We start from the raw sequence: 23,995 nt of genomic DNA, 5'->3' as shown, positions 1-23,995 counted from the left end.
GGTCATTCTTCGCGTCCAGACTCGCGTAGCGGTCAGAAAGATCAAAGAAACTCATCTGCGCCATGGCTGCATCCCCTGTGCCGGTCCATCGCCTCAATCATACAGCAGCGCCAAGGTCGGGGCAATTTTTAGAGATGCCCAAATGTTGTAACTTGGGCCAAATGTTGTAACCCCATGGGTACCATTATCAAGCGAAAGCGCAAAGACGGCTCTGCCGCTTGGCTTGCCCAGATCGCTGTTCGGCGGGCTGGGAAAACCGTCTGGCGCGAGAACCGCACCTTCGAGTTGCGCTCGACCGCCGCGGCCTGGATCGAGAAGCGCGAGAAGGAGCTCGCCAAGCCCGGCGCCCTCGAAAACCTGCCCATCGGGGAGATACGCCGCCGCGAAGTGACCCTCGGCGACGCCATCGACAAATACGTGGAAGACAGCGCGAAGGCAATCGGTCGGACCAAGGCGCAGGTGCTGAAAAGCATCAAGGAGTTCGACATCGCGAACAAACTCTGTGCCCAGATCGACAGCGCCGACATTGTAAGCTTCGCCAAGGAAAAGCTGAATACCGGTGTCTCGCCGCAGACCGTGTCGAACTACCTTTCCCATCTCAGCGCGGTCTTCACTGTCGCCGGCCCGGCCTGGAACTATCCGCTGGACGAGCGCGCGATGCGCAATGCGATGATTGTCGCCAAGAAGCTGGGCCTGACCCAGAAGAGCCGCCACCGCGACCGGCGGCCGACGCTGGACGAACTCGAGCAGTTGATGGCGCATTTCCTCGATCGCACGATCCGCCGCCCCTCCTCCGTCCCGATGCATCGCGTCATCGCCTTTGCGATCTTCTCGACCCGGCGGCAGGAGGAGATCACCCGGATCAAGTGGGCGGACCTGGACAAGGAGGGCAAACGGATCCTTGTGCGCGACATGAAGAACCCCGGCGAGAAGATGGGCAACGACGTCTGGTGCGACCTGCCCGATCCAGCGCTGGCAATCATCGAGGCGATGCCCAAACACGCGAGCCAGATCTTCCCCTACTCCACCGATGCAATCAGTGCTGCGTTCACTCGGGCAACGCAATTCCTGGGGATCGAGGATCTGCGCTTCCACGACCTCAGGCACGAAGGCGTCTCGCGGCTGTTCGAGATCGGCTACAACGTTCCACACGCGGCGGCTGTTTCCGGCCACCGATCCTGGACGTCGCTCAAGCGCTACACCCACCTGCGCCAAACCGGCGACAAGTTCGAGGACTGGAGCTGGATCGCGGAAGTCACGACGCGGAATCCAAGGCAGCGCAAGAGAAGTTCAGCGCGGCGATAAGATGCCGCTAGGCTTCCAAGCAAACGGGTTCGGACCCCTAGAGATGACACATGAGAAACGCCCGACAAGTATCTGATATTAAATCACCTTGATCGTCTTTGTAGAGACGCGTGTAACGCTCATCCGGCGCAACCCACTGTTCCAGAAACTCCAGCGGATCGAGCGTTCCGATCATGGACCGCGCCAGATCAAGCCGAGAGGACAAGGCCTTGCGCCTGTCGGGATCGACGCCAGCAAGACGCTCCTCCGCCTCGCGAAAAAAGCTTTCGATCGACATCGCGGCGGACCACTTCTGGATCACTTCGGAAAGTTGTTCGCGGCTTTGGGCAAGGGCCTTGTCCGCGTTGCGTCGATCCTCTTCGCGCTTCCAGCGTTCCTGCTGTTCTGCCCATTCGCGTTGCTTGCGGATGGCCGCCGCCTCGGCTTCTGCGGTTTTGAACTTGAGGTCCGGCACGACGGCTTCCAACTCCTTCACGATCCTCGGGAACATGGACGACAAGTTTCGCTTTGGCGTCTCTTGCCATATCGCCGACCACTCTAAGTCCCGGCGCGGCGCGTAGGCGACAAGCCGGAAGCGCCCGGACGGAACATCGCTCTCGGTCGTCCAGGAGTGGACTAGCTGATGTGGTCTGGCGGCCTTCACGACCGCACTGTCGTCCCGCACATACTTGCCCTTAAAGTATCTGAGCGTGACCCGCTCGGACATTTCGACGAGCGCAAGACCGATGGGAACTTCGCCGATATAGGCGACGGTCGGGCGGTGCGGTGCCCAAATCCGTCCGCAGGAGTAGCGTCCGTATTTGCGATCCTTCTCAGGAACCTCCCGCTCTTCGATCTGCGCCCGAAACAATGGTTGATCAGGCGGGGCGAAGGTGACGCGATAGCCTTTTCGCTCGAACGCATCGTAGAGCGCATTCGCGAGATCCAATGCGCGTGGCAGCTGCGCCTCGGACGTCAAGATGTCCGGCAGAAGGAGCTTGTAGGGACGGAGAAACTCGTACTCGTCGATCTTGCGCGTCTTGCGGTAGTGCGGCTCGACGCCGCGAAGGATTGGGTGCCGGGCATCCTTGCGTTGCCTGCCACGACTAGGTGACGACACCGAGGATCTGGCGGCGGGCACCACGGGACGCGCAAGCGGCGTGTCCCCCGACCAGACAAGCTGATCTCCCGGCTTTGCAGCGGGGAGCGGAGGTCGTGGAGAGGCCTTTCCGACCGCCAACTTTTGCCAGTAGCCAGCGGGAGGCCGGGGCACGGCTAGAGCTGCGCAGACCCGCGCGAGATAGGAACCAGAGACACCATACTCGGCCGCCAGGTGGCTGATCGGTGTCGACCAGACCTTTTCGTAAAGTACTTCTCTCGTGACTTGTCTGGAGCGGGAGACGTGGGTGTTGGTGTCGTCGGGCAACTCTTTGTTCTCGTAATATCGACCCAAAGGGACGTTCGCCAATCAGCCCTATGTGGCTCCGCCAACTCAGGTTACATCTATCTGAAATACCGTCTATAATTCCGATATCTGAAGCTCAAGACGCGAAACCAAATGATCACGATCGCAGACAAAATCATGAAGCGCATCTGCGCACAGGGTCGTGGCAAATGGGTGTGCACTACCCGAGACTTCCCTGATCTTGGCGGCCGGGCTGCGGTCGATCAGGCACTCTCGCGCCGCACCAAGGCCGCAGACCTGCGACGTGCCTTGCGAGATGAGATCAGGAAGGATCTTGCCCGCCGCAGTGCAAGCTTACCTGGCTTGGCCGTTGCCATAGCCCGTAGCCTTGCGGATCGCGGAGAGGTGGCAAGGTCATGACTGAGGGCTTCGAACGCTTACTTCAGCCCCTGGATGTTGGGAATTTTGCCGACCAGCACAGCCCCGTAGGATGCTGCACACAGATAAATGGTGAAGGGCCCTAATTTGAAGGATGAGAACGAATTCAAGGCGGGGCTGGAACAAGGCGGCGCGCAAACCGAAGCAGGGCGAAACTCGCGGACCTATGCAGTTCGTACAATAGAGCGCAACCTTGCAGCGCTTGGTATGCCCTATCAGAATCTCGATGAGGCCTGGGAAGTCGATCAGTTTTCGGGGCTCAGGGAACGTCTCAAAGCAATGCGTAACGACGCGCGTTCCGGAGGTGAAGACTATCGAATCCTGATGCCGGACTCCGAAAAGCCGCACAATCGGCTGTCGAATTGGAGCAGTTGGTTGGCGCAGTACGGGCGATTTATTGCGGGCGAGCCGCCTGGCACCGCAAAGGATGCAGATCGCATTCGCCAGCACGTGTTGGAACAGTATATCGAACCGGCCCGTGAAGAAGGTGTATCCCATGTCGACGTGCTTGTCCGGGACGTGAATACGGCACTCAATCTGAATGAAGCCTGGCCGAACATTTGTCAGGCTTTGGCGGGCAAGATTTTCCAAGACCTCGCACAGGTCAGCGCTCCGGAACGGATCGGGGCTGATCAAAGCTCGGCCACGGTGTTTCGCTTTGGGCTGGACGAGTCGGCGGCGTCACAGAACGAACGACCATTCACGCTATTTGATCCTGCGGGAAACCCGTACCAACCAGTGAAGAATTTCAATCGGTCCAACGGAGTTTCAGCCTATCGGATTAAGCGCAAGGGTGCGGGCAACAAAGCGGACGAAGCGATCGAAACTGAAGACATGGTAGACGTCGCGCGGGCAATGCTCGTGGACGGACTTGCTTCCAGAGTCAAAGCCATCGCCGGCGGCACGGTCAACTATTTGACCTACGGTGGAGAAAAGCTCGTTCGATACCAACTTGATCCCGACATAGCGAAGAAAATTGGTGTGCCTGCCAATGGCAGCGTTCAAAAACCGACAAATCAGGTAGAGAATACTATGGCCATTGCCCAACAGGATGAGCGTCCCACAGCTACCAATCTTATTCTCTATGGTCCGCCAGGCACAGGGAAGACGTTCAGCACAGCGGCTGAGGCCGTCAAATTGTGTGGGGAGCCTGTGCCAGAAGATCGCGACGAGCTGATGGCAGCCTATCAGGGACTGCTCGCCGCGGGACGGATCGAGTTCGTCACGTTTCATCAGTCGATGGCTTATGAAGAGTTCGTCGAGGGACGACAGCCGATGACAGGCGCGGACGATGGCGAGGACACATCTTCGGGTGGCTTCCGGCTGGAAACCGTGCCGGGCATTTTCCGCCGCATCGCTCGGCGTGCGGAGGTGAGCCGAGGAACGGTCAGTGCTGAAACAAAGCTTTCGCTCGAAGGTCGACGTGTTTTCAAAATGTCGATAGGCGCAAAGTATCTGCCCGAAGACGCGCCTCTTTTTGAGGAAGCTATTGAGAAGAACTGCGCGATCTTTGGGTTCTACGAGTTTGATCTCTCCGATCCCCGCTTTGCCACCCGAGAGGCAATCCACGCGGCTGCGGAGGCCCGGCGTAAGGAAGACCCGGAGGCCTTTGTTTCTCAGCCGGCCTCAATGATGACCAATCTTTTTCGGAACAGCCTGAAAGTCGGCGACGTACTAATCGTGACCAAGGGAAATCTGCTTGTCCGCGCAATCGGCATCGTCGAAGGAGACTACGAGTTTAGTCCGATAGAGGGGCGTGCTGGGGACTATGCCCATCGCCGCGCCGTGAATTGGCTATGGGTTGATCGGGATGGCATAGAAGCGAGCGATATTGCCAAAGTAGGCCTCGTTCAGCGAACGATCTATGAAATCGACAAGTCCTCGCTCAACGTGCCGGCCCTTGAGCGCTACATGAACAGCCAGCAGAACGAGGGGCCATCCGAACCCGAACCTTTCGTTCTGATCATCGACGCGATCAACCGCGCCAATATTTCCAAGGTGTTCGGCGAATTGATCACTCTCTTGGAACCGGACAAACGGCTCGGCCAACCGAACCAACTGAAGGTGCGCCTTCCGTATTCCGGGGACGAGTTCGGTGTTCCGTCGAACTTGCATATTGTCGGGACGATGAACACGGCAGACCGCTCCATCGCCCTGCTCGATGCGGCGCTGCGGCGGCGGTTCACATTCCGCGAAATCATGCCCGATCCGGACGTTCTGAAGGAGGCTGCGGCTCGCACGGGGATCGATCTGCCGACCCTACTGACGATCATCAACGAACGGATCGAATACCTCTATGACCGTGACCACCAGATCGGTCATGCCTATTTCACCGGCTGCGACACTCGAGCGGATGTGGACGAGGTCATGCGGCACAAGGTGATCCCTCTGCTCGCCGAGTACTTCTTCGAAGACTGGGGCAAGATCGCCGCGGTGCTGGGCGATCTGGAGCCCCATGACGGGCCGATCAAGGGGGGCTTTCTGAAAAGGTCCGTCCTGAAGGCGCCGCCGGGGCTCGACAATGGCGAGGCGATGCCGCGCTTCCGGTGGGACGTTCGCGAAGACAGCTTCGATTATGCGCGGCTGCTCGGTTCATGATCCGTCGAACGCTCCGCGAATGGCAGCGCATCGGCTACGGCGATGACGATACGTCCATCCCGCCCGCCGAGGCTGATCGAATTGCCGCAGTTGCGGCGCGCTCGAGTTTCGCGGGGCGTGGCGGCGAAGGCGTGCTCGAACACGGCCGCAAAGGGTTGCGGGCGCGCGGCGTGGTCGGCGTGATTGCCGCGCCGGGCTGTCAGTTGGAGATTCTCCCGAAGATCGAGGGCCTTGGAGAACATGACGAATCAGACGAAGCCCTTCGCAGCCGTCTCATCCACATGCTGGCGGTGGTTCACGATCTGCGCATCGATGCGGGCTCGCTGGCCCAGCTGGGATGGCAGAAGGACACCATTCTGGAATTATTGATCCGGCTGTTTTGCGCGCGCCTGATGGAAGCTGTGCGCATGGGACTGCCGCGCCGGTATGTGGATCACGCAGACGACCTCGCTGCCCTGCGTGGCAGGCTCGACGTCACCCGGCAATTTGCTCGCCATGCGGTGGCGCCGCAGAGGCTGGCCTGTCGATACGATGACCTGTCTTGTGATATACCGCTCAATCAGGTGATGCGCGCCGCCGTGAGCCGTTTGCAGCGTGTGGCTCAGGCCCCCGACAATCAGCGTATCCTGAGCGAGCTGGGCTTTGCCTATGCGGACGTGACAGAGGTTCCCGTCCCCAAGCTGCGATGGGACCAGATCATACTGGATCGGACCAATCAGCGGTGGCGCGAGCTTCTTTCTTTCGCGCGGCTCTTGCTTGGGGACCGGCATCAGCAGACCAGCGCCGGAGCTGTGGATGGTCATGCGCTCTTGTTCGAGATGAATGCCTTGTTCGAGCAATATGTCGCCAGACTGGTCACCCGTGCTCTGGCCGGAAGCGGCTACCGTGTCGCAGCGCAAGGCGGCCACCGTGACTGCCTGTTCGAAGCGGGTACGGGCCGGTTTCGAACCAAGCCGGACCTCATCATCCGGCAGGGGGATCGAACCGTCCTCGTCATCGACACCAAATGGAAACGGATGGCACCGCGCATCGACGACCCGAAGCAGGGTGTCAGCCAGGCCGACGTGTATCAATTGATGGCCTATAGCCAGCTCTACCGCTGCCCGGAGGTCATGCTGCTCTATCCACACCATGGTGATCTGCCGCCTGAGCCGATTTCGACCCGCTACGCAATCGGCAGCGACGGCGCGGAAGAGACCCTCCAGGTTGCGACTCTGGATGTCACCGGCCCTGCACATGCGCATATCGAAGCCCTGAAACGCCTGTTGGCGCAGACTTTGCCTGCAGCGGTCGCAGCCTGAGCGCTTCTAAGGCAAGATAAACGCGCGGCAGCGACGTCTGGTGTGACCCGTCCGTCCCGAGCAAAACAAGAGCGCAGCTCGTAAGACACCGGTCCGTCAGAAGACCATATCGTCAATGGTGAGCCCGCGCCCTATAGGCGGCCGGCGATCCGGAGCGCATTAGCCTCGATAAGCTCCGCTGTCTGCGCAACATATCCGGCCGTTGCACCCGGCAAGGCTGCGACCTCTTCGGTGACATCTACGCGGTTGGCCACCAGACGATCGACAAGCTCCTGCACACGGTTCCGGACATCGGTCGGGCGATAGCCGACCTCGTTGGCAATCGCCTCCCAATGACGGCCCGCGATGCTATCGGCCGTACGCTTCTTGCCCGCGATGTTCTGGGCGAAGGCCTGTACCACATGGGGCCAGGCCAGCACCGAGGAGACATCGTAGAGGGGCGCGAGACGGGGCACCTCGGCAAGCGGCAGGATCAGCGAATAGTTCTTTGCATGCGCGTCGGTGTTCGCGACGAGGATGTTGAAGATGACCTGATCGAGCAAGGCCAGCGCATCGCGCGCGCTGACATGCCGCCCGGTCTCCAGAAGGGTTCTCAGATCGAGCCCGGGCAGCGTGCCGCGCTCGTACTTCCGGCCCGGGGGCAGGCCGTTGGCCTGCGCAAAATCCTCCTGGTGGAGGCGCACCATCTGGCCCTGGCGACCGAGCCTTCGATCATAGCGCAGGACAGCGATCGCGCTGCGACCCTCGGCTTGCAGGATGGTCGCCTGCGCGGCCTCCAGCCCCAGGGCCGCGGCCATCCGAAGGCACCAGACCTCGTTCTCGGTGATGCCGGGCAGGTTGGGGTTGTCCGGCTTCACGATCAGGGTGGAGGGCGCGCCGTGCAGGGGGACGGCCAGGACATCGCCCGGTTCGGGCAGGCGCAGCACCGGCCTGCCATCGGGATCGAGCACCGCCAGCGCGGATTTTTTCTGGCCGCCGGCCAGCGATTGTCGCACGCCCTCCTCCCCGACCAGAAACGGTCGGCTGCCGAGATCCTCGAAATGGCGATCAAGCGCCGCCGCGGGGGTGTCGATGCCGTAGAGATCGGTGAGCGGGCGGTAGCCCCACCGGCTGCGGTCGGAGGCCAGTCCGACAGAAAGCGCGCCGGCCGTATCGCCGCCGATCCGTTCGAGCATGGCCAGCGCATCCGCCTGATCGAGGCCAAGGGAGCGAGTGAGGCTGCGGAGTTGTTCCTCTTCCGGCAAGAGGTTCGCGAGCCAGGGGGAGATGATTTCAGACGTGTACGGGGCCGCGCGCAGAGGCATCGTGACCGACAGCGGAAACGCGCCCCTCGTCTGGCGCCAGCGGTCCGCGTAGCGCAGCGAGAGCGCGCCATCTGAGGCGACCTCGACATCGGCCACGTGCAGCGCATCGAACCAGACCGGCACGGATCGCGTCACAGGTAGTCCCCGAGATCGTAGCCTTCCGCGGGGAGGTCGCCACCGGTGCTGGCGGCATCTGCAGGATCTTCCAGCAAGGTCCTGATCGGCACCCGAAGCGCCGCCGCGATTTTCGCCAGCGTCGTCAGCCGGGCATCGCGCTTGCCCGTCTCGATCAGCGACAACGCGGGCGCGCTGATCCCGGTCAGGCGGGCAAGCTGTTCGAGCGTGAGCTCCTGATCCGCACGCAGCGCCCGGAGGCGTCGCCCGACATCGGCGAGCAGGTTCGGTTCGATCTCCATGGTCATCGCGATATGGCTTACCCTTTTCGGTAAGTATACCGGTGGATGTCCGGGATTTCAAGCCATCTTATCCTTATCGGTAAAATGGCGTCAGTCTTGCCAAAACCAGACGGGCTGTTACCGTATTCAATAAGAAGGATGGTGCCAGTCAGGCCTCCCCACGGCGCAACGGCGCCTTTGTCGTCCCGCGCGGTGCACGCCGCGCCTTCGCAAATCCGCGATCCGTTGCGATGAAGCGCTCGAGCATGGGGACCACCAGCTTCTTGGGCTCAATCGGCCCCTGCCCCGCATCTTGGCCGAGGATTTCCCCATAGGCGATCAGGTCGCGATGCAGCTCTGCGGGCAGTTCCACGGTCAGTTTCACAGGCTTGTCGTCCGGGATCGGTCCGAGTTTCAGCCTGGTCATGTCAGCCTCCGGATGGCGCGAAGACGAGATCGCGCGTGACGATCACACGGACGGGGAAGCCCGGGCGAATGGTGAGGGTTGGCGGAACCTCCAGCTGGCGTTGAACGATGCGCTGCCCGGCCTCGTTGATCGTGTCGAGGGCCCCGTCGCGGAGGGCACGGGCCAAGCGGTCTTCCTCGTCGAGGGAGAGTCCCGCGCCGACGGCGAGCAAGGTCGAGAGGCCCGCGGCGCGCAGGATGCTGCCCCAGTGATTGTCGACGCGGTCCTCCAGACCGGCATAGCCCGCGGAATCCGCTCCGGGCTGGCGTTCGAGAACAAGAGATCGTCCATCGGGGAAAATCAGCCGGGTCCAGACCAGGAGAACGCGGCGCTGGCCCACGGTGACGCTGTCGTCATAGGCGCCGATCAGACGGGTGCCTTGCGGGATCAGGAGCAGGCTTCCCGTGGGGCTGTCATAGACGTTCTGGGTGACCTGCGCGGTGATCTGGCCCGGCAGGTCGGAGCGAATGCCGGTGATCAGCGCGGCCGGGATGACAGAGCCGGCCTGCAGGAGGTACGGAGACGCTGGCGGCTGCACAAGGTCGGGCGCGACCGTTCGGCAGTCGATCGGCGCGGTGAGAAAGGCCTGACGTGGATCGGTGTCCGGGGTAGCGGCCAGACCGCTCCCCGGTGCCGCAGGCGGCATCTGGAACCCGGTGGACGCGGGCGCCCCGGGCCGCGTCTGGAAGAACAGGTCGCTGACACGGGCGGCCTCCAGCTCCGCGAGCCGCTGCTGCTCCGCCGGGTCCATGGTCGGGGGCGCGAGACCTGGAGCCGCGATGGGCTGGCCCCGTTGCTGCGCGTCGAGGATACCGCCGCCGAGGTCGCCCGGCAGGGGCGGCCCGAGCCGAGGGACCGCGTCATAGCTGCCGGGCAGATCGCGGAGGCCATCGGCGGGCTGGCGGCGGTCTGTCGTGATCAGCTCTTCCGGAGCGGCCGTCCGGTCCGGACGTTGCAAGCCATAGATCAACGCCGCACCGATACCGAGGCCCGCGACGACACCCAGCCCGACGATCACCTTTCGGGAAATCCGCGTGACGCGCGGCGGATCGGCGCGCAGGCGCATGGCGGCGGCGGTGTCGATCGATGTCTCGCTCATGTCCCCCGCTCCGCATCCTGCCGCACCACGGTCGCCTCGGTTTGGGGCTCGATCCGCAGGATACGGACCACCTCCTGTCGGGGACCGCGTCCCGGTCGCAGCTCGGCCGCGCCGAAAAGCCGGTCGACGATCAGCACATTGCCGTGGATGCGGGAGTTGACGATCTCCGGCTCGCCATCGGCGCCCAGCACAAAGAGCGGCGGCATCTCGCCCTGCGCGATGCCGCGCGGGAAGACGACATAGACCCGGCGCCCGTCATCGAAGACCGAGACCGGCCGCCAGGGCGGGCTGTCGCCCTGCAGGCCATAGCGGTGGTTGCGGGCATGCGCGGGCGGGATACGCGGCGCGGCCGGCGCGACGCGTGGGGCGTCGGGCGCACGCGGATAGGCCCAGGAGATGGCCGGCATCCAGGTCTCTTCGCTGGCGTTGAGCTCGATCAGGTAGGTCCGCCGGTCGGTCGAGATCACGAGGTTGGTGCTGATGTCGGGCCGGGTCGGTTTCACGAGGACGAGGACGCGAGTATCGCGCCCCGCGCCGCTTTCGGTGTCGCCGATGATCCAGCGCGCCGTGTCGCCCGCTGCGATCGGGCCGGTGCCGGCGAGACGTTCGCCGGGTTCGAGGGCGATGGTCGTGATCTGGCCGGGGGCGGCGTAGACCTGATAGAGTGCGCCTTCGGACCACGAGTAGATCTGGATCGCGTTGAAATACCCCGCCTGCCGCGGCTCGACGCGGGCGGCGGCATTGGCATTACCGACCTGGGCGACGGGTGTGGCGGCGGCCTCGCCGCCCCGGCTCGGGGTCCAGGCGGGCGGGACATGGAGCGGGCGCGGCCGGTCGTCGGGCGCCGCCGCGGGTGGCGCCGGCAAGGGCGGAACCGCATCGTCATAGGCGAATTCGGGCGGGCGGTCGCGGGCGCAGCCGGCCAGAAGCGTGGTGGCGAGGAGCACAGTGGGCAGGATCGGTCGGGTCATTGGCTCATCTCCCGCGACCAGTTGATCGCGTTCACATAGATTCCGAGGGGGTTGGCGCGCAGGCGCTCGGCCGTGCGCGGCGGGTCGATCAAGATGGTCAGGATCGCGGTCCAGCGTTCGGTGCGGGCAAGCTGGCCGTTCTCATAGTGCCGCTCGGACCAGGCCACCCGGAAACTGTCGGGCGAGGCGCGGATCACGCTCGAGACCTCGACCGAGACCTGGTCCTCGCCCACCCGTGTGAAGGGATCGTTGGCCCGGGCATGGTCGTTCAGCGCCAGTGCGCCGCGGTCGGTGGTGAACTCATAGGCGCGAAGCCAGTTCTGCCGGACCACGATGGGATCGGCGGGCAGGCCCCGGACCTCCTCGATGAACCGGGCGAGATGCCAGGCGATCTGCGGATCGCTCGGGCGATACCCGGCACTGGCGGCCTCGACGGCGCGCGCATCGCCATGCCGGTCGATCTCGACGACGTAAGGCACGACGGTGCCGCGCGCCGATTGCCAGAACAGCGCCGTGGCGAAGCCGCCCGCGAGGACCAGGCAGCCGAAGGCCATGAGGCGCCAGTTCTTCGCCTGCACTCGGGCTGAGCCGATGCGCTCGTCCCAGACCTGCGCGGCCTTCTGGTAGGGGGTCTCGGGGTCCGGGGTCTTGCCGTAATGCGCGGCGGCGCGTTTGAAGAGGCTCATGGGCGGTCACTTTCGGAGAGGGAAACGGAGGTGCCTGAGCCAGGGCTGTCCCCGGCGCGCAGCGCGTGGGGGGCGGCGGAGACGCCATGGCTCATGGCCTGGCTGCGGCGCATGGAACGCGCCCAGGCGGGTGGGCTGCCTGCTTGAGCGGACATGGCGGGCGATGCACCTGTGACGCTGCCGAGCGACGAGGCGCCGCCGGTGGCGGCAAAGCCCGCGCGGGCGCCGTCGGCGTGGCTTGCCTTGACCGCTTCGGAGGCCGAGGCGGCGGCGCGGCGCAGGGGCGATGCAGCGGCGGACCCAGCGGCCCTTGCCACACCTCCGAGACCGGAGGCGACCCCGGCGGCCCCGGTCTGGCCCATCGATCCGAGACTGTAGGCGGTGGACGCGGCCCCGGTGGCGGCAGCGGCCCCGCGCGTGGCGGCGGCCCCGCCCGAGGCCAGTGCCCCGGCGCCTCGGGCACCGATCAAGGCCCCGCCGCCCGCCGCGACGGCAGCCCCACCGACGGCGAGACCGGTGCCGACGGCGGCCCGCGCGCCCAATTGCGGCCCGCCGGAGACGAGGCCGGTTGCGATGCCCGGGCCGAAGATGCCGAGACCGAGGAGCGAGAGCGCGGCCAGCACGATCGCCATGGCCTCGTCGATGGTGGGCGTCACGCCCCCGAACCCGGCGGTAAACTGGCCGAAAAGCGTCGAACCGATCCCGATGATCACCGCCAGCACCAGCACCTTGATGCCGGAGGAGACGACATTACCCAGCACCCGCTCGGCCATGAAGGCGGTCTTGCCGAACAGGCCGAAGGGGATCAGCACGAAGCCCGCGAGCGTCGTCAGCTTGAACTCGATCAGCGTCACGAAGAGCTGCACGGCGAGCAGGAAGAAGGCCAGGAGCACCAGCGCCCAGGCGAAGAGCAGGCAGGCGATCTGGATGAAGTTCTCGAAGAAGGCGACGAAGCCCATGAGATCGGCGGTGGATTCCAGAAGCGGACGCCCGGCATCGAGACCGGTCTGCGCCACCCGTCCGGGGCGCAGGAGATCGGCGGGCGAAAACCCGGTGCCGGAGGCCAGAAGCCCCATCCCCGCGAAACTGTCGAAGACGATGGCGGCGAGGCTGTTCCAGTTGGAGATGAGCCAGGCGAAGACGCCGACGAAGAGGGTCTTTTTCGCGAGGCGGGCGATGATGTCGTCATCGGCGCCCCAGGCCCAGAAGAGGGCCGCCAGCGTCACGTCGATCACGATGAGCGTGCTGGCGATGAAGGCGACTTCGCCGCCCAGCAGCCCGAAGCCGGAATCGATATAGGAGGTGAAGACCCCGAGGAAGGTGTCGATGACGCCGGTGCCGCCCATGGCTCACTCGCTTCCGGTCTGGTCGCGCTCCCGTCCGAGGAAGCGGTCGCGGGTGTCGGCCCAGACGGCGAGGCAGTCGGGATCGGAGGCCGCGGCCTCGCCCAGTTCCTGGCAGCGCCTCTGTTCGGCGCGCAGGGCATCGGTCTCTGGCAGGAGAGGAGCCGCCGGACGCACCGCCTGCCCCGCCTCGTCCCGGCCCATCTCCACCACCGCCGCGGTGATCGCGATGGCGACGAAGACGATGGCGGCGATGCGGGCGAGGACCGATCCCTCCATGGACCCGTCTCCTTCAGTTGTTGAACATCCGGGCATTGCCGGGCTGGTAGCCCGCGCCCGGGGTGAGGAAGCGCTCGCGCTGGACCCGGCCCTGTTCGGCCGCCGCGGACCGTTCGGCCTCGACGAGCGCTGAGGCGCGGCCATTGGCAGCCACGACCGCGATCAGGTCGGCGATTTGCTGGGATTGCAGCGCCAAGAGCTGGTTGCCCGCCTGGGTGGCCTGCAGGGCACCGACGGCGGATTGGCTTTCACCGACAAGCGCCGAGAGCTCGGCGCGCTGGCCGTCGAGATTGCCGACGACGCCCGCCTGCACGCGCAAGGCGTCCTGCAGACCGCCGACGGTGTTCTCCCAGCGGGAGCGCGCATCGGCCAGAAGCTGCGCCTCGGGCGCGGCCATGGGGATATTCGCGTAGTCCTGCTGGAAGACCTGGTCGATCTGGGCGACATCGAAGGCGATGTTCTGCGCCTGGGACAGAAGCTGCCGGGTCCGGTCGACATTCTGCTGCAGCGCCTGCAGCGAGGAATACGGCAGGCTCGCAAGGTCGCGGGCCTGGTTCATCAGCATCTGCGCCTCGTTCTGCAACTGGGTGATCTGGTTGTTGATCTGCTCGAGCGCCCGGGCGGCGGAGAGGATGTTCTCGGCGTGATTGCGCGGGTCGTCGACAATGCGCCCGCCCCCACCGAAGAAGAAGGCCTGCGCCGGTGTCGCGAAGATCGGCGCAAGGCCAATGGGGGCGGCGAGTGTGAGGGCCAACGCAGAGGCGCTGGCGAGGCGGGACAGGCGATGGGCGGTGTGGGTCATGGGGTGGTCTCCTCTACGGGTTCGGGGGCTTGGGGGATCAGAGCGTCCGGGGCCTCGGGCTCCAGCGCGAGATTGGTAAGCTCGGGGATCAGCTCGGCGGCCCAGCCGACCCCGCGGGCCTCGAGCCAGGCCGCGAGAAAGCCCTCGCGCCCGTGCTCGGTGAGGATGTCCGAGATCAGCGTTTGGTCGGACTTGGACGAGGCGGCGCAGAGGGCGAGGCCCACCTCGGAGAGGCCCAGCTCGAAGAGCCGGTTGCCGCGCCGCGACTGGCAATAATAGTCGCGTTTGGGCGTGGCCCGGGCGAGGATTTTGATCTGGCGGTCATTGAGGCCGAAGCGGCGGTAGATCGCGGTGATCTGGGGCTCGATGGCCCGTTCGTTGGGGAGAAGCAGCCGCGTCGGGCAGCTTTCGATGATCGCGGGCGCGATGGCGGAGGCGTCGATATCCGAAAGCGACTGGGTCGCGAAGATGACCGAGGCGTTCTTCTTGCGCAGCGTCTTCAGCCATTCGCGGAGCTGGCCCGCGAAGCCCTCGTCATCGAGCGCGAGCCAGCCCTCGTCGATGATCAGAAGCGTCGGCCGCCCGTCGAGCCGGTCGCCGATGCGGTGGAAGAGATAGGAGAGGACGGCGGGCGCCGCGGCGGTGCCGACCAGCCCCTCGATCTCGAAGGCCTGGACCGAGGCCGCGCCCAGTTCTTCCGTCTCGGCATCAAGCAGCCGCCCATGGGCGCCGCCCAGGCAATAGGGGCGCAAGGCCTGTTTCAGGTCGGTGGATTGCAGCAGGACCGCGAGACCGGTGATTGTGCGTTCGCCCAACGGAGCAGAGGCCAGCGAGGTCAGGGCGGACCAGAGATGCTCCTTCACCTCCGGGGTGATCGCGATGCCCTCGCGGGCGAGGATCGCACCGATCCAGCCCGCGGCCCAGCTGCGCTCGGCGGGATCGTCGATCCGGGCGAGCGGTTGGAGCGATACCACCGCATCCGCCCCCTCGGTCAATTCCCCGCCCAGATCATGCCAGTCGCCGCCCATGGCGAGGGTCGCGGCGCGGATCGAGCCCCCGAAATCGAAGGCGAAGACCTGGGCGCCCGGGTAGCGGCGAAACTGCAGCGCCGTGAGCGCGAGCAGGACGGATTTGCCCGCCCCGGTCGGGCCGACCACCAACGTATGGCCCACATCGCCCACATGGAGCGAGAGGCGGAACGGCGTCGCGCCCTCGGTCTTGCCGTAGCGCAGCGGTGGCCCGTCGAAATGCGCATCCTGCTCCTCCCCGGCCCAGACGGCGGAGAGCGGGATCATATGGGCCAGGTTCAGGGTGGAGATCGGCGGCTGGCGGACATTGGCATAGGCCTGTCCCGGCAGCGATCCGAGCCAGGCATCGACGGCGTTGACCGTCTCGACCATGGCAGTGAAGTCCCGGCCCTGCACGACCTTCTCGACGAGGCGCAGTTTCTCGTCGGCGCGGCGCGGGTCTGCGTCCCAGACGATGAGCGTCGCCGTGACATAGGCTTCGCCCGCGATATCGGCGCCGAGTTCCTGCAGCGCCATGTCGGCATCGGCGGCCTTGTTGGCGGCGTCCGTGTCGACCAGCGCCGATTGCTCGTTGGTCATCACCTCCTTCAGGATCGCGGCGATGGATTTGCGCTTGGCGAACCATTGGCGTCGGATGCGCGCGACCATCCGCGCGGCCTCCATCTTGTCCATCAGGATCGCGCGGGTCGCCCAGCGATAGGGAAAGGCCAACCGGTTGAGGTCATCGAGGATCCCGGGCGTGGTGGCCGTTGGGAAGCCCGAGAGGGTCAGGACCCGCAGATGGGCGGTCCCCAACCGCGGCTCGAGCCCGCCGATCAGCGGCTGATCGGCGAGGAGCGCGTCGAGATAGGCCGGGGTTTCCGGCACGCGGATGCGGTGCGACTGCGTCGAGATGGTGGAATGCAGGTAGGTCAGCGTCTCGCCGTCACCCATCCAGCGGCATTCGGGCATGATGCCGTCGAAAAGCGCCAGCACCCGGTCGGTGCGATCGATTAAGCCACGCAGCACCTCGCCCGCATCGATGCCGGTCTTGTCGCGGCCTTCGTAGAGCCAGGTCTCGGCCCGCGCGGCCTCCTCGGCGGGCGGCAGGTAGAGGAACGTCAGGACATACTCCGACTGGAAATGCGCCCCCTGCTCGGCGAAGCCCGCACGTCGCTCAGCATCGAGAAGCGCCGAGGCCGGATCGGGAAAGCAGCTGTCGGGATAGTCGGCCGCCGCCACCCGTTGCGCCTCGACGAAGATCGCCCAGCCGGACCCAAGGCGGCGAAAGGCGCTGTTGATGCGGCCCGCCACGGCGACGAGTTCCGCCGCGACCGCGCTGTCGAGATCGGGGCCGCGGAACCGGGCCGAGCGCTGCAGGCGGCCATCCTTGTTCAGCACCACGCCGGGGGCGACCAGCGCCGCCCAGGGCAGGTAATCCGCGAGCCGCGTCCCTTTCCGGCGATATTCTGCGAGGTTCATCATGGGCGCGCCCTCAGACCTCGAGATGACCGGGAAGCCGCAGATGCCGGCGTCCGACCTCGACGAAGAGCGGATCGCGCCGCGCGGCCCAGACCGCCACGACGTGGCCCAGAAGGCCGATGACGATCCCGCGACCCAGAGCTGCAGCCCGAGCCCGATGGCCCCGGCCAGCGTCCCGTTCAGGATCGCAAAGGCCCGCGGCGCACCTGCCAGCAGGATCGGCTCGATCAACGCCCGGTGAACTGGCACGGTGAAGCCCGGCACGTCCGCCAACTGCTCGAAACCTGGCCATTCGCTACCGCTCATGGCGTTCCTCCCTCACGGCTTTCCACTGGAAAGCCGCGTTCCCCTGCGGTGAAGCGGTCGTCACCATCAGATCAGCGCCCCGCCGCCGAAGCTGAAGAAGCTCAGGAAGAAGGAGCTGGCCGCGAAGGCGATGGAGATGCCGAAGACGATCTGGATCAGGCGGCGAAAGCCCCCGGAGGTGTCGCCGAAGGCGAGCGTCAGGCCGGTGACGATGATGATGATCACCGCGATGATCTTGGCGACCGGCCCCTCGATCGACTCGAGGATCGATTGCAGCGGTGCCTCCCAGGGCATGGAGGACCCCGCCGCCCGGGCGGGTCCGGCCAGCATCAGGGTGACAGTGGTGTAGGTGACGGCATGGGCGGCCTGCGCGCGCAGCCGGTGAAGGTTTCGGGTCATGAAGGGTCTCCTGTGTCGGTTTCCATCCCGGTCGGCCGCGCCGCCGGGGTGATGCGGTAGTCGCCGTCCGCTCCAAGCCCCTCGATGCGGGCGAGTTCGGCGAGGTGGCGGTTGGCCCCGCGCCCGGAGAGAACGGCAATCAGATCGATGGTCTCGGCGATAAGGGCGCGCGGCACGGTGACCACCGCCTCCTGGATGAGTTGCTCCATGCGGCGCAGGGTGCCGAGGGCGGAGCCCGCATGGATGGTGCCGATGCCGCCCGGATGACCAGTGCCCCAGGCCTTCAAGAGGTCCAGCGCCTCGGCCCCGCGCACCTCGCCGATGGGAATGCGGTCGGGGCGCAGGCGCAGCGATGAGCGGACGAGATCGGAGAGCGAGGCGACGCCGTCCTTGGTGCGCAGCGCGACGAGGTTGGGTGCTGTGCATTGCAGCTCCCGCGTGTCCTCGATGATGACGACGCGGTCCGTCGATCTGGCCACCTCGGCCAGCAGCGCATTGGTCAGCGTCGTCTTGCCGGTGGAGGTACCGCCCGCCACGAGGATATTGGCCCGCGTGGCGACGCCCTCGCGCAACAGCGCCGCCTGGGTCTCGGTCATGATCCCGGACGCGACGTAATCGGCGAGCGTGAAGACCGCGACGGCGGGTTTGCGGATCGCGAAACAGGGTGCGGTGACCACGGGCGGCAAGAGCCCTTCGAAGCGTTCCCCGGTCTCGGGCAGTTCGGCCGAGACGCGCGGCCGCGCCGCATGCACCTCGGCCCCGACGTGATGGGCGACGAGCCGCACGATCCGCTCGCCATCGGCGGGCGGCAGCGTGGCGCTGGTATCGGAAAGCCCTTCGGAGAGACGGTCGATCCAGAGCCGCCCGTCGGGATTGAGCATGACCTCGACGGTCATCGGGTCTTCCAGAAACCCGGCGATGGCGGGCCCGAGCGCGGTGCGCAGCATCCGCGCGCCGCGGGCCATCGCTTCCGGTTTCCGAGCTGCCTCTGCCATGCTGTCCCCGTTCCGTGAGTGGCCGCCGACGGGCGGCCCTGGATCGGGTCCATCAAGAAAACCGGAAACCGGCTGCGCTCAACAGGTCTTCAAGGGGCGTAGCGCCATAGCGTGCAAAGACAGGGAATAGGGTTAGAGACGATCAAAGCGGCACAGCACGGCTCATCTTGCCTTTTGGCACATATTATCTATATTGATGCCAAAGGAGAATGCCATGCAATTCGCCACGGTCCAGCCCGTCACCGCCCGCACCGATCTTCCCGTGATCACCGACGAGGAGGCCGCCGCGCTGGCGCGCACCACCGTCAACCTGTTCCGGGCCTGGGAACTGACGGATGCCGAAGCCCGCACATTGCTGGGCGACATGGCGCAGCGGACGTGGGCGCGCTGGAAGGCCGGCGATATCGGCCGGATCGACCGCGACCTGCGCGCGCGCATGGCGATCCTGATGGGGATCCACAAGGCGCTGCGCTATCTCTTCACCGACCCTGCCCGGGGCTATGCCTGGATCCGCAAGCCGAACGCCGCTTTCGCGGGCCGGAGCGCGCTGGACGTCATGCTCCGGGGCGAGATCACCGACCTGATCGATCTGCGCGCCTATCTCGATGCCGAACGGGGTGCCTGGTGAATGTGCCTGTCCGCCGCGTGACCTGGCCGCGGACGGTCCGCATCATCCGCTCGATCCATCCGCCCATCGATCTCTTCGAGGATATCGCCGATCCGGCCGATTGGGAAGCACTCGCGTCGGCCGAGGCCAAGTTCAACCCGCGCATCCGCGAGAGCATCGGCGATCTGTCCAAGGTGCCCGTCGCCCGCCGCGTGACCGGGCCCGGTGCGAGCTGGGTCATGGCGCCTTTCGTGCATTGCTCGCCGCTCAGGCCCGGACGATTCTCGGATGGCAGCTTCGGTCTCTACTACGCGGGCGACCGCACCGAGGTGGCGATCGCCGAGACCGTCCATCACCACGCCCGCTTCATGCGCGCGACGGACGAGTCGCCGGGCTGGACCTCGCAATTCCGCGAGCTGATCGGATCGATCGATGCCGATCTCGACGACGCCACGGGCCGCGCCGACCTGCTGGATCCCGACGACTACCGCCCCTCGCAACTCTTCGGTGCCGAGCGTCGTGCGGCCGGGTCGAACGGCCTCACCTGGCCCAGCGTGCGGTTTCCCGAGGGCCGATGCATCGCCGTCTTCTGGCCCGACGTGATCCCGATCCCGACCCAAGGGGCTCATTTCGCGTATCACTGGGATGGGGACCGCGTGGATTACGTGAAGCGGCTGGATGATGGAGAGGTGTGGCAGGTGCGGTAGCAAGATGCAGATCGGACGCCGAGGGTGACGGTGCCAACGTTCAAAGAGCCGGAAAGGGATTGTCTTGAGACATAACACAACCAAGACTTGCGCCACACCCATTGCATCTGAACCGACTTGCTGCAATTTTGTTTTGAAACAATGGCCTGCGCAGAACTGCTATCTCTAGACGGAGACAGCATGATCTATGTGCCAAATTCTTTGGAGTAGAGAATTGAGTGACCAAGTCCTCGACCACATAGCGTTTGGTGAATTCGTCGAGCTGCGGGGACGGAAATGGTTATCACAAGGTGCCGAACGGCTTTCCAACGATCTGAACGTCTTGCGGGTTTCCTGTATTGAAGACGATGCACAGGGAGAAGAGGCAACAGTAATCTGGGACGCGGAGGTTGCTGCCGATACTGCAACCGACTCCCTTTGGAATGCTATAGGTTCAGAAGGTACTGATACGGCGGCAACTTTCTCGGCATGGCTGAAAACAGTGGACTGGAATTCAACTTCTGTCGCCGACAAAGACCTATTCCAAGCACCATTTCGCGCTGGAATTCGGCTTGATCCGTATCAGCTAGCTCCTTTGCAAAAGGCATTGGCCCTACCCCGGGTAAATATGCTGATTGCTGACGATGTAGGGTTGGGCAAGACGATTGAAGCTGCGCTCGTGCTCCGCGAAATGCTGCTTCGCGGCAGAGTAAACTTTGTGGTAATTGCCTGCCCGCCATCAATGATAATGCAGTGGCACGAAGAACTTAGTCAAAAGTTCGGTATCGCAGCAACTGTACTTGACCGAAACTACCTAGCACAGATCCGGCGCAGACGCGGTTTCGGCACGAATCCCTGGGCGTCTGGCTCCTGTTTCCTTATCTCGCACCGCCTCCTCGCCGACGAGACTTATGCGTCAGGCCTTCGCGAAATCCTTGGACCTATGCGTTCAAACTCAATGCTCATTTTGGATGAGGCACATCATGCAGCTCCAGCGAGCGGAAGCCGCTACGCGATCGACAGTCAATTCACGCGCGCGGTGCGCGACATAGCGCAAGGCTTCGAGCATCGTCTATTTCTCAGCGCAACGCCGCACAATGGCCATTCAAACAGCTTTACAGCGCTTCTCGAAATACTTGATCCTCACCGATTTACACGTGGTGTTCCTGTCGAAAACTCTGACCTTGAGCCCGTCATGGTAAGGAGACTGAAATCGGATCTACGGGCTCTTGGCGAACACTTTCCTGAGCGAGTTGTCGAAGAAATAAGACTTGAAGGCTTGGAAGCAGATGCTTCGGACCTGCGGCTTCCTGAAATGCTGGAGGCCTACGGGGCAATGCGGGATGCTCGACTTCACGCGATGACACCTAAGAAACGAGCGGAAGGAAAGCTTGTATTTTCGGGATTGCAGCAGCGCCTGCTATCCTCACCGGAGGCTTTCAAGAAGACCCTCGAGGTTCACCTGAGGGCAATGAAAGCCCCGACATTGGCCGAAAGCTCGACACTTACCTCGCTAGCGAGAGCCTTTGCGGAAGGGAAGGAAGTGGATGGGCTAAACGAGGATGATTTGAACTATTCCGTGTCGACTATCGATGACACCGACGACGATCCAAGTCTGGTCATAGCTGCAACGAAAGCCGGCCTGAATGGAGCAGCAGGTCCTGTTGTTGAGGACGAGAAGGCGTTCGTCAAATTGATGTTGGAGGAAGCGCGCAAGGCGAGCTTGAAACCCGATGCGCGGGTGAGATGGATTGCGTCCTGGGTTCGCCGGAACATGGCGCCGGATGGTCAGTGGAATGATCGCAGGTTGATTATTTTCACGGAATATCAAGACACCCGTCTTTGGCTTGAAAACAGGCTAATGGAGCTTCTGGACGACCTTGATCCCGAAGAGCACTCTTCAAGCCTGACAGGAATGACGTCGTTGGAAGATCGCGAGCGCATAAAGTTTGCGTTCAACTGCAACCCTGCCGAGAACCCGCTACGGTTGCTTATTTGTACAGACGCAGCACGGGAAGGGATCAACCTGCAGAAGGGCTGCTATGACCTGATCCACTTCGACCTACCTTGGAACCCTTCACGCCTTGAACAGAGGAACGGTCGCATTGATCGGAAACTGCAACCGGCACCAACTGTGTACTGCCGCTACTTTCGGTATACCCAGCGACCGACCGATATTGTCCAGGCAGCTTTGGTCCGGAAGACGGAAATGATCCGCAATGAACTGGGTGCCGTCGGTCGTGTCATAGAAGACCGCTTGATGAGACGACTGACATCAGAAGGCATCAGACGTGAGCGGGCTGTCGCTCTGGCGGCTGAACTCGAGAGTGATGACGACACAGCGGTCTACCGAGCAGAGATCCAAGCACTGAACGGAAGTGACGACAAACGCCGGAAGGCGGTCGCCGAACAGAACGCTAGACTGCTAAAAACGCTCGAAGAGTCCCGCCGCCGCGTCGGAGTGCTGGGCAGCGATTTACAGCAAGTTATCGAAATCGCACTGTCCCAATCTGGCGGACAGTTGTCTCGTTCGATCGTTTCCGAGGTCCCCGATGCGAAGGTGTTCTCAATCCAGGAGAGTGATCCACTATTCTCTGGTGCCGGCTGGGCAAAAATCCTTGATGATTTGCGCATCGCCCCCCCTGCCAAGGGACAAAAGTTGAATGAGTGGAGAGCGTCGCAGCCCCTGAAGCGGCTGTCCTTTGATCCAGTCATATTGCCTGATCAACGTGATGCGCCAGAGGTGTGCCATTTGCACGTCGAACATCGTTTGGTTAGGCGCCTGGTTGCGCGGTTTGTATCTCAAGGTTTTCGGGCGCGTCTGAACAGGGCATGTGTCCTAGGTGTTCCGAGCGCCCAGCGGCGGGCTGTCCTGCTCGGTCGGATGTCGCTTTATGGTCCCAAAGGGGTGCGTCTGCACGAGGAAATCATACCGACAACGGGACGCATTGGCGCAGATGGTCAGCTGCGCATCTTGCGGCAAGGGCTGGACGCTGAAGCGTTGACGCTGGCGAGACTGGAAGATGCTCTTCGCGACGGTAGAGCGGCGAGCGAGGCCGTTTCACTCGAGGCGCTGGAACGACGTCATGGTGATATCGCAGTCTTGCGAACAGAATTCGAACAACGCTCGGCGCCTCTGATCGAAGAAGTGACCGGGCAACTTCAAGAGCTGGGCAGGAAGGAAGAGAAGAGCATGCGCCAGCTTCTGCTCGACCAACGAAATCGTCTGCAGAAACGGGCGCGCGACCCGGAGCAGGGGGAATTCAACTTCGAAGAACAGCGTCAGGTGGAAGCGGACAGAAGACACTGGCAAAAGAAACTGGATCGCCTGACGCAGGAAATTGAGGTCGAGCCTGAGAAGGTCCGAAAAGGCTACGAGGTCATCGCTTGTCGTTTGGAACCGGTCGGTCTGATCTATCTCTGGCCAGAGACCCCCTGATGATTATTTCCGAGCCTCTGAAATACGCGCCTTTTGAATGGCTGGATCATGTCCAACGTGAAGGCTTGGTCTTCGCCCGGCCGATTCTGGAAGAACTGGGCATCAGCCCTGTTCAGCAGAACCGTGCCGATAGCGAGGAAATTGCTGCATTCCTGGCAAGTAGCCGCGACGAACCAGCCGTGGCTGACCGCCTCGGCTTCTTGCAAGCCGTGCTCGGCTGGCCGATTGCCAGGATAGCGGGTGCGCCTGATGGTCCTCCTTTGCCAGATCTCGCAACACTTGCGCTGCCGGAACTGGACACGGTGCTTTGTGCCAACATGGCACTGATCGACCCGCGTTCCGACAACCGAACCCTCCTCCTGGTTCGCACCGAAGCGCCGGGCACTGACCCGGATGCGCGAGGCGTTCTTGACGGATGGGAGGCATCGCCGCAGCAGCGGTTCGAACGCCTGCTCCGCGAAAGCGGCGTGGAAGTGGGTATCCTCTTCTGCGACACGCAGCTTCGCCTCGTCTATGCTCCGCGCGGCGAAACGGCGGGCTGGATCGGCTGGCCGCTGCATGATCTGCCAAGTTCGACAGCAAATCGTCTAAGTGATTGATATTGTTATGGCCAGGTCTGCCATTGTGTGACTACCGAGAAGGGATCAAGCGGGTTTTGGTATATCGAGGGTGTCGAAGAGCTCCAATTGTTCCGGGGTGATTG

Annotated in this window: 20 protein-coding genes and 1 pseudogene; 7 read left to right on the top strand and 14 right to left on the bottom strand. The window is 63.7% G+C overall.

What is annotated here, in order from left to right; translation table 11 throughout:
• The first annotated feature begins 174 nt into the window (after positions 1-174).
• A complete protein-coding gene (locus tag JJ869_RS12050; protein WP_292267477.1) occupies positions 175-1,305 on the top strand; it encodes a site-specific integrase in 1,131 nt (376 codons plus the stop codon).
• A 37-nt stretch (positions 1,306-1,342) separates the two neighbouring features.
• Here JJ869_RS12050 and JJ869_RS12045 read toward each other — a convergent pair whose 3' ends face one another.
• Positions 1,343-2,710: a hypothetical protein gene (locus JJ869_RS12045; protein WP_292267476.1), complete on the bottom strand. Its 1,368-nt coding sequence runs from the start codon at positions 2,708-2,710 to the stop codon at positions 1,343-1,345.
• Positions 2,711-3,214: 504 nt separating this feature from the next.
• Between JJ869_RS12045 and JJ869_RS12040 the strand changes: the two genes are divergently transcribed.
• Both JJ869_RS12040 and JJ869_RS12035 read left to right on the top strand, forming a co-directional pair.
• Positions 3,215-5,725 carry an AAA family ATPase gene (locus tag JJ869_RS12040; protein WP_292267475.1) on the top strand — a complete coding sequence of 837 codons (2,511 nt, stop codon included), beginning with the start codon at positions 3,215-3,217 and terminating at the stop codon, positions 5,723-5,725.
• Complete coding sequence (locus tag JJ869_RS12035) at positions 5,722-7,026, top strand: restriction endonuclease (RefSeq protein WP_292267473.1); 1,305 nt, start codon at positions 5,722-5,724, stop codon at positions 7,024-7,026. Before JJ869_RS12040 ends, JJ869_RS12035 begins: the two co-directional genes overlap by 4 nt.
• A gap of 131 nt (positions 7,027-7,157) precedes the next feature.
• On the opposite strand, the gene JJ869_RS12030 is transcribed toward JJ869_RS12035, so the two are convergent.
• From JJ869_RS12030 to trbB, 13 genes and pseudogenes are all read right to left on the bottom strand, one after another.
• Positions 7,158-8,453, bottom strand: a complete 1,296-nt coding sequence (locus tag JJ869_RS12030) for a type II toxin-antitoxin system HipA family toxin (RefSeq protein ID WP_292267471.1) — start codon at positions 8,451-8,453, stop codon at positions 7,158-7,160.
• 8 nt (positions 8,454-8,461) lie between these two features.
• Positions 8,462-8,752 carry a helix-turn-helix transcriptional regulator gene (locus JJ869_RS12025; protein ID WP_050532543.1) on the bottom strand — a complete coding sequence of 97 codons (291 nt, stop codon included), beginning with the start codon at positions 8,750-8,752 and terminating at the stop codon, positions 8,462-8,464.
• Between the two features lie 142 nt (positions 8,753-8,894).
• Positions 8,895-9,152 (bottom strand): DUF2274 domain-containing protein, encoded by a 258-nt coding sequence (locus JJ869_RS12020; RefSeq protein WP_292267468.1) that lies wholly within the window; start codon positions 9,150-9,152, stop codon positions 8,895-8,897.
• A gap of 1 nt (position 9,153) precedes the next feature.
• Positions 9,154-10,290, bottom strand: coding sequence for a TrbI/VirB10 family protein (locus tag JJ869_RS12015; RefSeq protein WP_292267466.1), 1,137 nt, complete (start codon positions 10,288-10,290; stop codon positions 9,154-9,156).
• Positions 10,287-11,261, bottom strand: a complete 975-nt coding sequence (gene trbG, locus JJ869_RS12010) for a P-type conjugative transfer protein TrbG (RefSeq protein WP_292267464.1) — start codon at positions 11,259-11,261, stop codon at positions 10,287-10,289. Before trbG ends, JJ869_RS12015 begins: the two co-directional genes overlap by 4 nt.
• The gene (trbF, locus tag JJ869_RS12005) at positions 11,258-11,947 is read right to left on the bottom strand and encodes a conjugal transfer protein TrbF (RefSeq protein ID WP_292267463.1); all 690 of its coding nucleotides are present in this window, start codon (positions 11,945-11,947) and stop codon (positions 11,258-11,260) included. The genes trbG and trbF overlap by 4 nt, the downstream gene beginning before the upstream one ends.
• On the bottom strand, positions 11,944-13,293 hold the full coding sequence (gene trbL, locus JJ869_RS12000) for a P-type conjugative transfer protein TrbL (RefSeq protein WP_292267462.1): 1,350 nt from the start codon (positions 13,291-13,293) through the stop codon (positions 11,944-11,946). Before trbL ends, trbF begins: the two co-directional genes overlap by 4 nt.
• A gap of 3 nt (positions 13,294-13,296) precedes the next feature.
• Positions 13,297-13,569 (bottom strand): putative entry exclusion protein TrbK-alt, encoded by a 273-nt coding sequence (trbK-alt, locus tag JJ869_RS11995; protein ID WP_292267460.1) that lies wholly within the window; start codon positions 13,567-13,569, stop codon positions 13,297-13,299.
• A gap of 13 nt (positions 13,570-13,582) precedes the next feature.
• Positions 13,583-14,371 carry a P-type conjugative transfer protein TrbJ gene (trbJ, locus tag JJ869_RS11990; protein ID WP_292267458.1) on the bottom strand — a complete coding sequence of 263 codons (789 nt, stop codon included), beginning with the start codon at positions 14,369-14,371 and terminating at the stop codon, positions 13,583-13,585.
• The gene (trbE, locus tag JJ869_RS11985; protein ID WP_292267456.1) at positions 14,368-16,863 is read right to left on the bottom strand and encodes a conjugal transfer protein TrbE; all 2,496 of its coding nucleotides are present in this window, start codon (positions 16,861-16,863) and stop codon (positions 14,368-14,370) included. The genes trbJ and trbE overlap by 4 nt, the downstream gene beginning before the upstream one ends.
• Positions 16,864-16,873: 10 nt before the next feature.
• Positions 16,874-17,166 (bottom strand): annotated as a pseudogene (locus JJ869_RS11980) (VirB3 family type IV secretion system protein).
• Between the two features lie 66 nt (positions 17,167-17,232).
• Positions 17,233-17,565, bottom strand: coding sequence for a TrbC/VirB2 family protein (locus tag JJ869_RS11975; protein WP_292267454.1), 333 nt, complete (start codon positions 17,563-17,565; stop codon positions 17,233-17,235).
• A complete protein-coding gene (trbB, locus tag JJ869_RS11970) occupies positions 17,562-18,560 on the bottom strand; it encodes a P-type conjugative transfer ATPase TrbB (RefSeq protein ID WP_292267452.1) in 999 nt (332 codons plus the stop codon). Before trbB ends, JJ869_RS11975 begins: the two co-directional genes overlap by 4 nt.
• A 214-nt stretch (positions 18,561-18,774) precedes the next feature.
• Here trbB and JJ869_RS11965 point away from each other — a divergent pair, with 214 nt between their 5' ends.
• The 4 genes from JJ869_RS11965 (at position 18,775) to JJ869_RS11950 (ending at position 23,891) form a co-directional block, all read left to right on the top strand.
• A complete protein-coding gene (locus JJ869_RS11965; RefSeq protein ID WP_292267450.1) occupies positions 18,775-19,188 on the top strand; it encodes an MbcA/ParS/Xre antitoxin family protein in 414 nt (137 codons plus the stop codon).
• 2 nt (positions 19,189-19,190) lie between these two features.
• Entirely contained in the window at positions 19,191-19,874 is a 684-nt protein-coding gene (locus JJ869_RS11960) for an RES family NAD+ phosphorylase (protein WP_292267478.1), read from the top strand.
• Between the two features lie 214 nt (positions 19,875-20,088).
• Positions 20,089-23,292 carry a DISARM system SNF2-like helicase DrmD gene (gene drmD, locus JJ869_RS11955; protein ID WP_292267449.1) on the top strand — a complete coding sequence of 1,068 codons (3,204 nt, stop codon included), beginning with the start codon at positions 20,089-20,091 and terminating at the stop codon, positions 23,290-23,292.
• Positions 23,241-23,891, top strand: a complete 651-nt coding sequence (locus tag JJ869_RS11950) for a hypothetical protein (RefSeq protein ID WP_292267447.1) — start codon at positions 23,241-23,243, stop codon at positions 23,889-23,891. Before drmD ends, JJ869_RS11950 begins: the two co-directional genes overlap by 52 nt.
• Positions 23,892-23,995 lie beyond the last annotated feature (104 nt).

Source organism: Marivita sp. (assembly GCF_017643905.1).
Taxonomy (GTDB): domain Bacteria; phylum Pseudomonadota; class Alphaproteobacteria; order Rhodobacterales; family Rhodobacteraceae; genus Marivita.
The sequence above is the reverse complement of the archived record's forward strand: the minus strand, read 5'-3'. Positions and strand labels throughout refer to the sequence as shown.

Bases quoted from the DNA above. Each gene is read 5' to 3' on its own strand.
- trbL (WP_292267462.1), bottom strand. From the start codon at position 13,293: ATGGGCGGCACCGGCGTCATCGACACCTTCCTCGGGGTCTTCACCTCC.
- JJ869_RS11965 (WP_292267450.1), top strand. From the start codon at position 18,775: ATGCAATTCGCCACGGTCCAGCCCGTCACCGCCCGCACCGATCTTCCC.
- JJ869_RS12050 (WP_292267477.1), top strand. From the start codon at position 175: ATGGGTACCATTATCAAGCGAAAGCGCAAAGACGGCTCTGCCGCTTGG.
- trbK-alt (WP_292267460.1), bottom strand. From the start codon at position 13,569: ATGGAGGGATCGGTCCTCGCCCGCATCGCCGCCATCGTCTTCGTCGCC.
- trbJ (WP_292267458.1), bottom strand. From the start codon at position 14,371: ATGACCCACACCGCCCATCGCCTGTCCCGCCTCGCCAGCGCCTCTGCG.
- trbF (WP_292267463.1), bottom strand. From the start codon at position 11,947: ATGAGCCTCTTCAAACGCGCCGCCGCGCATTACGGCAAGACCCCGGAC.
- trbB (WP_292267452.1), bottom strand. From the start codon at position 18,560: ATGGCAGAGGCAGCTCGGAAACCGGAAGCGATGGCCCGCGGCGCGCGG.
- JJ869_RS12035 (WP_292267473.1), top strand. From the start codon at position 5,722: ATGATCCGTCGAACGCTCCGCGAATGGCAGCGCATCGGCTACGGCGAT.
- JJ869_RS11975 (WP_292267454.1), bottom strand. From the start codon at position 17,565: ATGACCCGAAACCTTCACCGGCTGCGCGCGCAGGCCGCCCATGCCGTC.
- trbE (WP_292267456.1), bottom strand. From the start codon at position 16,863: ATGATGAACCTCGCAGAATATCGCCGGAAAGGGACGCGGCTCGCGGAT.
- trbG (WP_292267464.1), bottom strand. From the start codon at position 11,261: ATGACCCGACCGATCCTGCCCACTGTGCTCCTCGCCACCACGCTTCTG.
- JJ869_RS12025 (WP_050532543.1), bottom strand. From the start codon at position 8,752: ATGACCATGGAGATCGAACCGAACCTGCTCGCCGATGTCGGGCGACGC.
- JJ869_RS12020 (WP_292267468.1), bottom strand. From the start codon at position 9,152: ATGACCAGGCTGAAACTCGGACCGATCCCGGACGACAAGCCTGTGAAA.
- JJ869_RS12015 (WP_292267466.1), bottom strand. From the start codon at position 10,290: ATGAGCGAGACATCGATCGACACCGCCGCCGCCATGCGCCTGCGCGCC.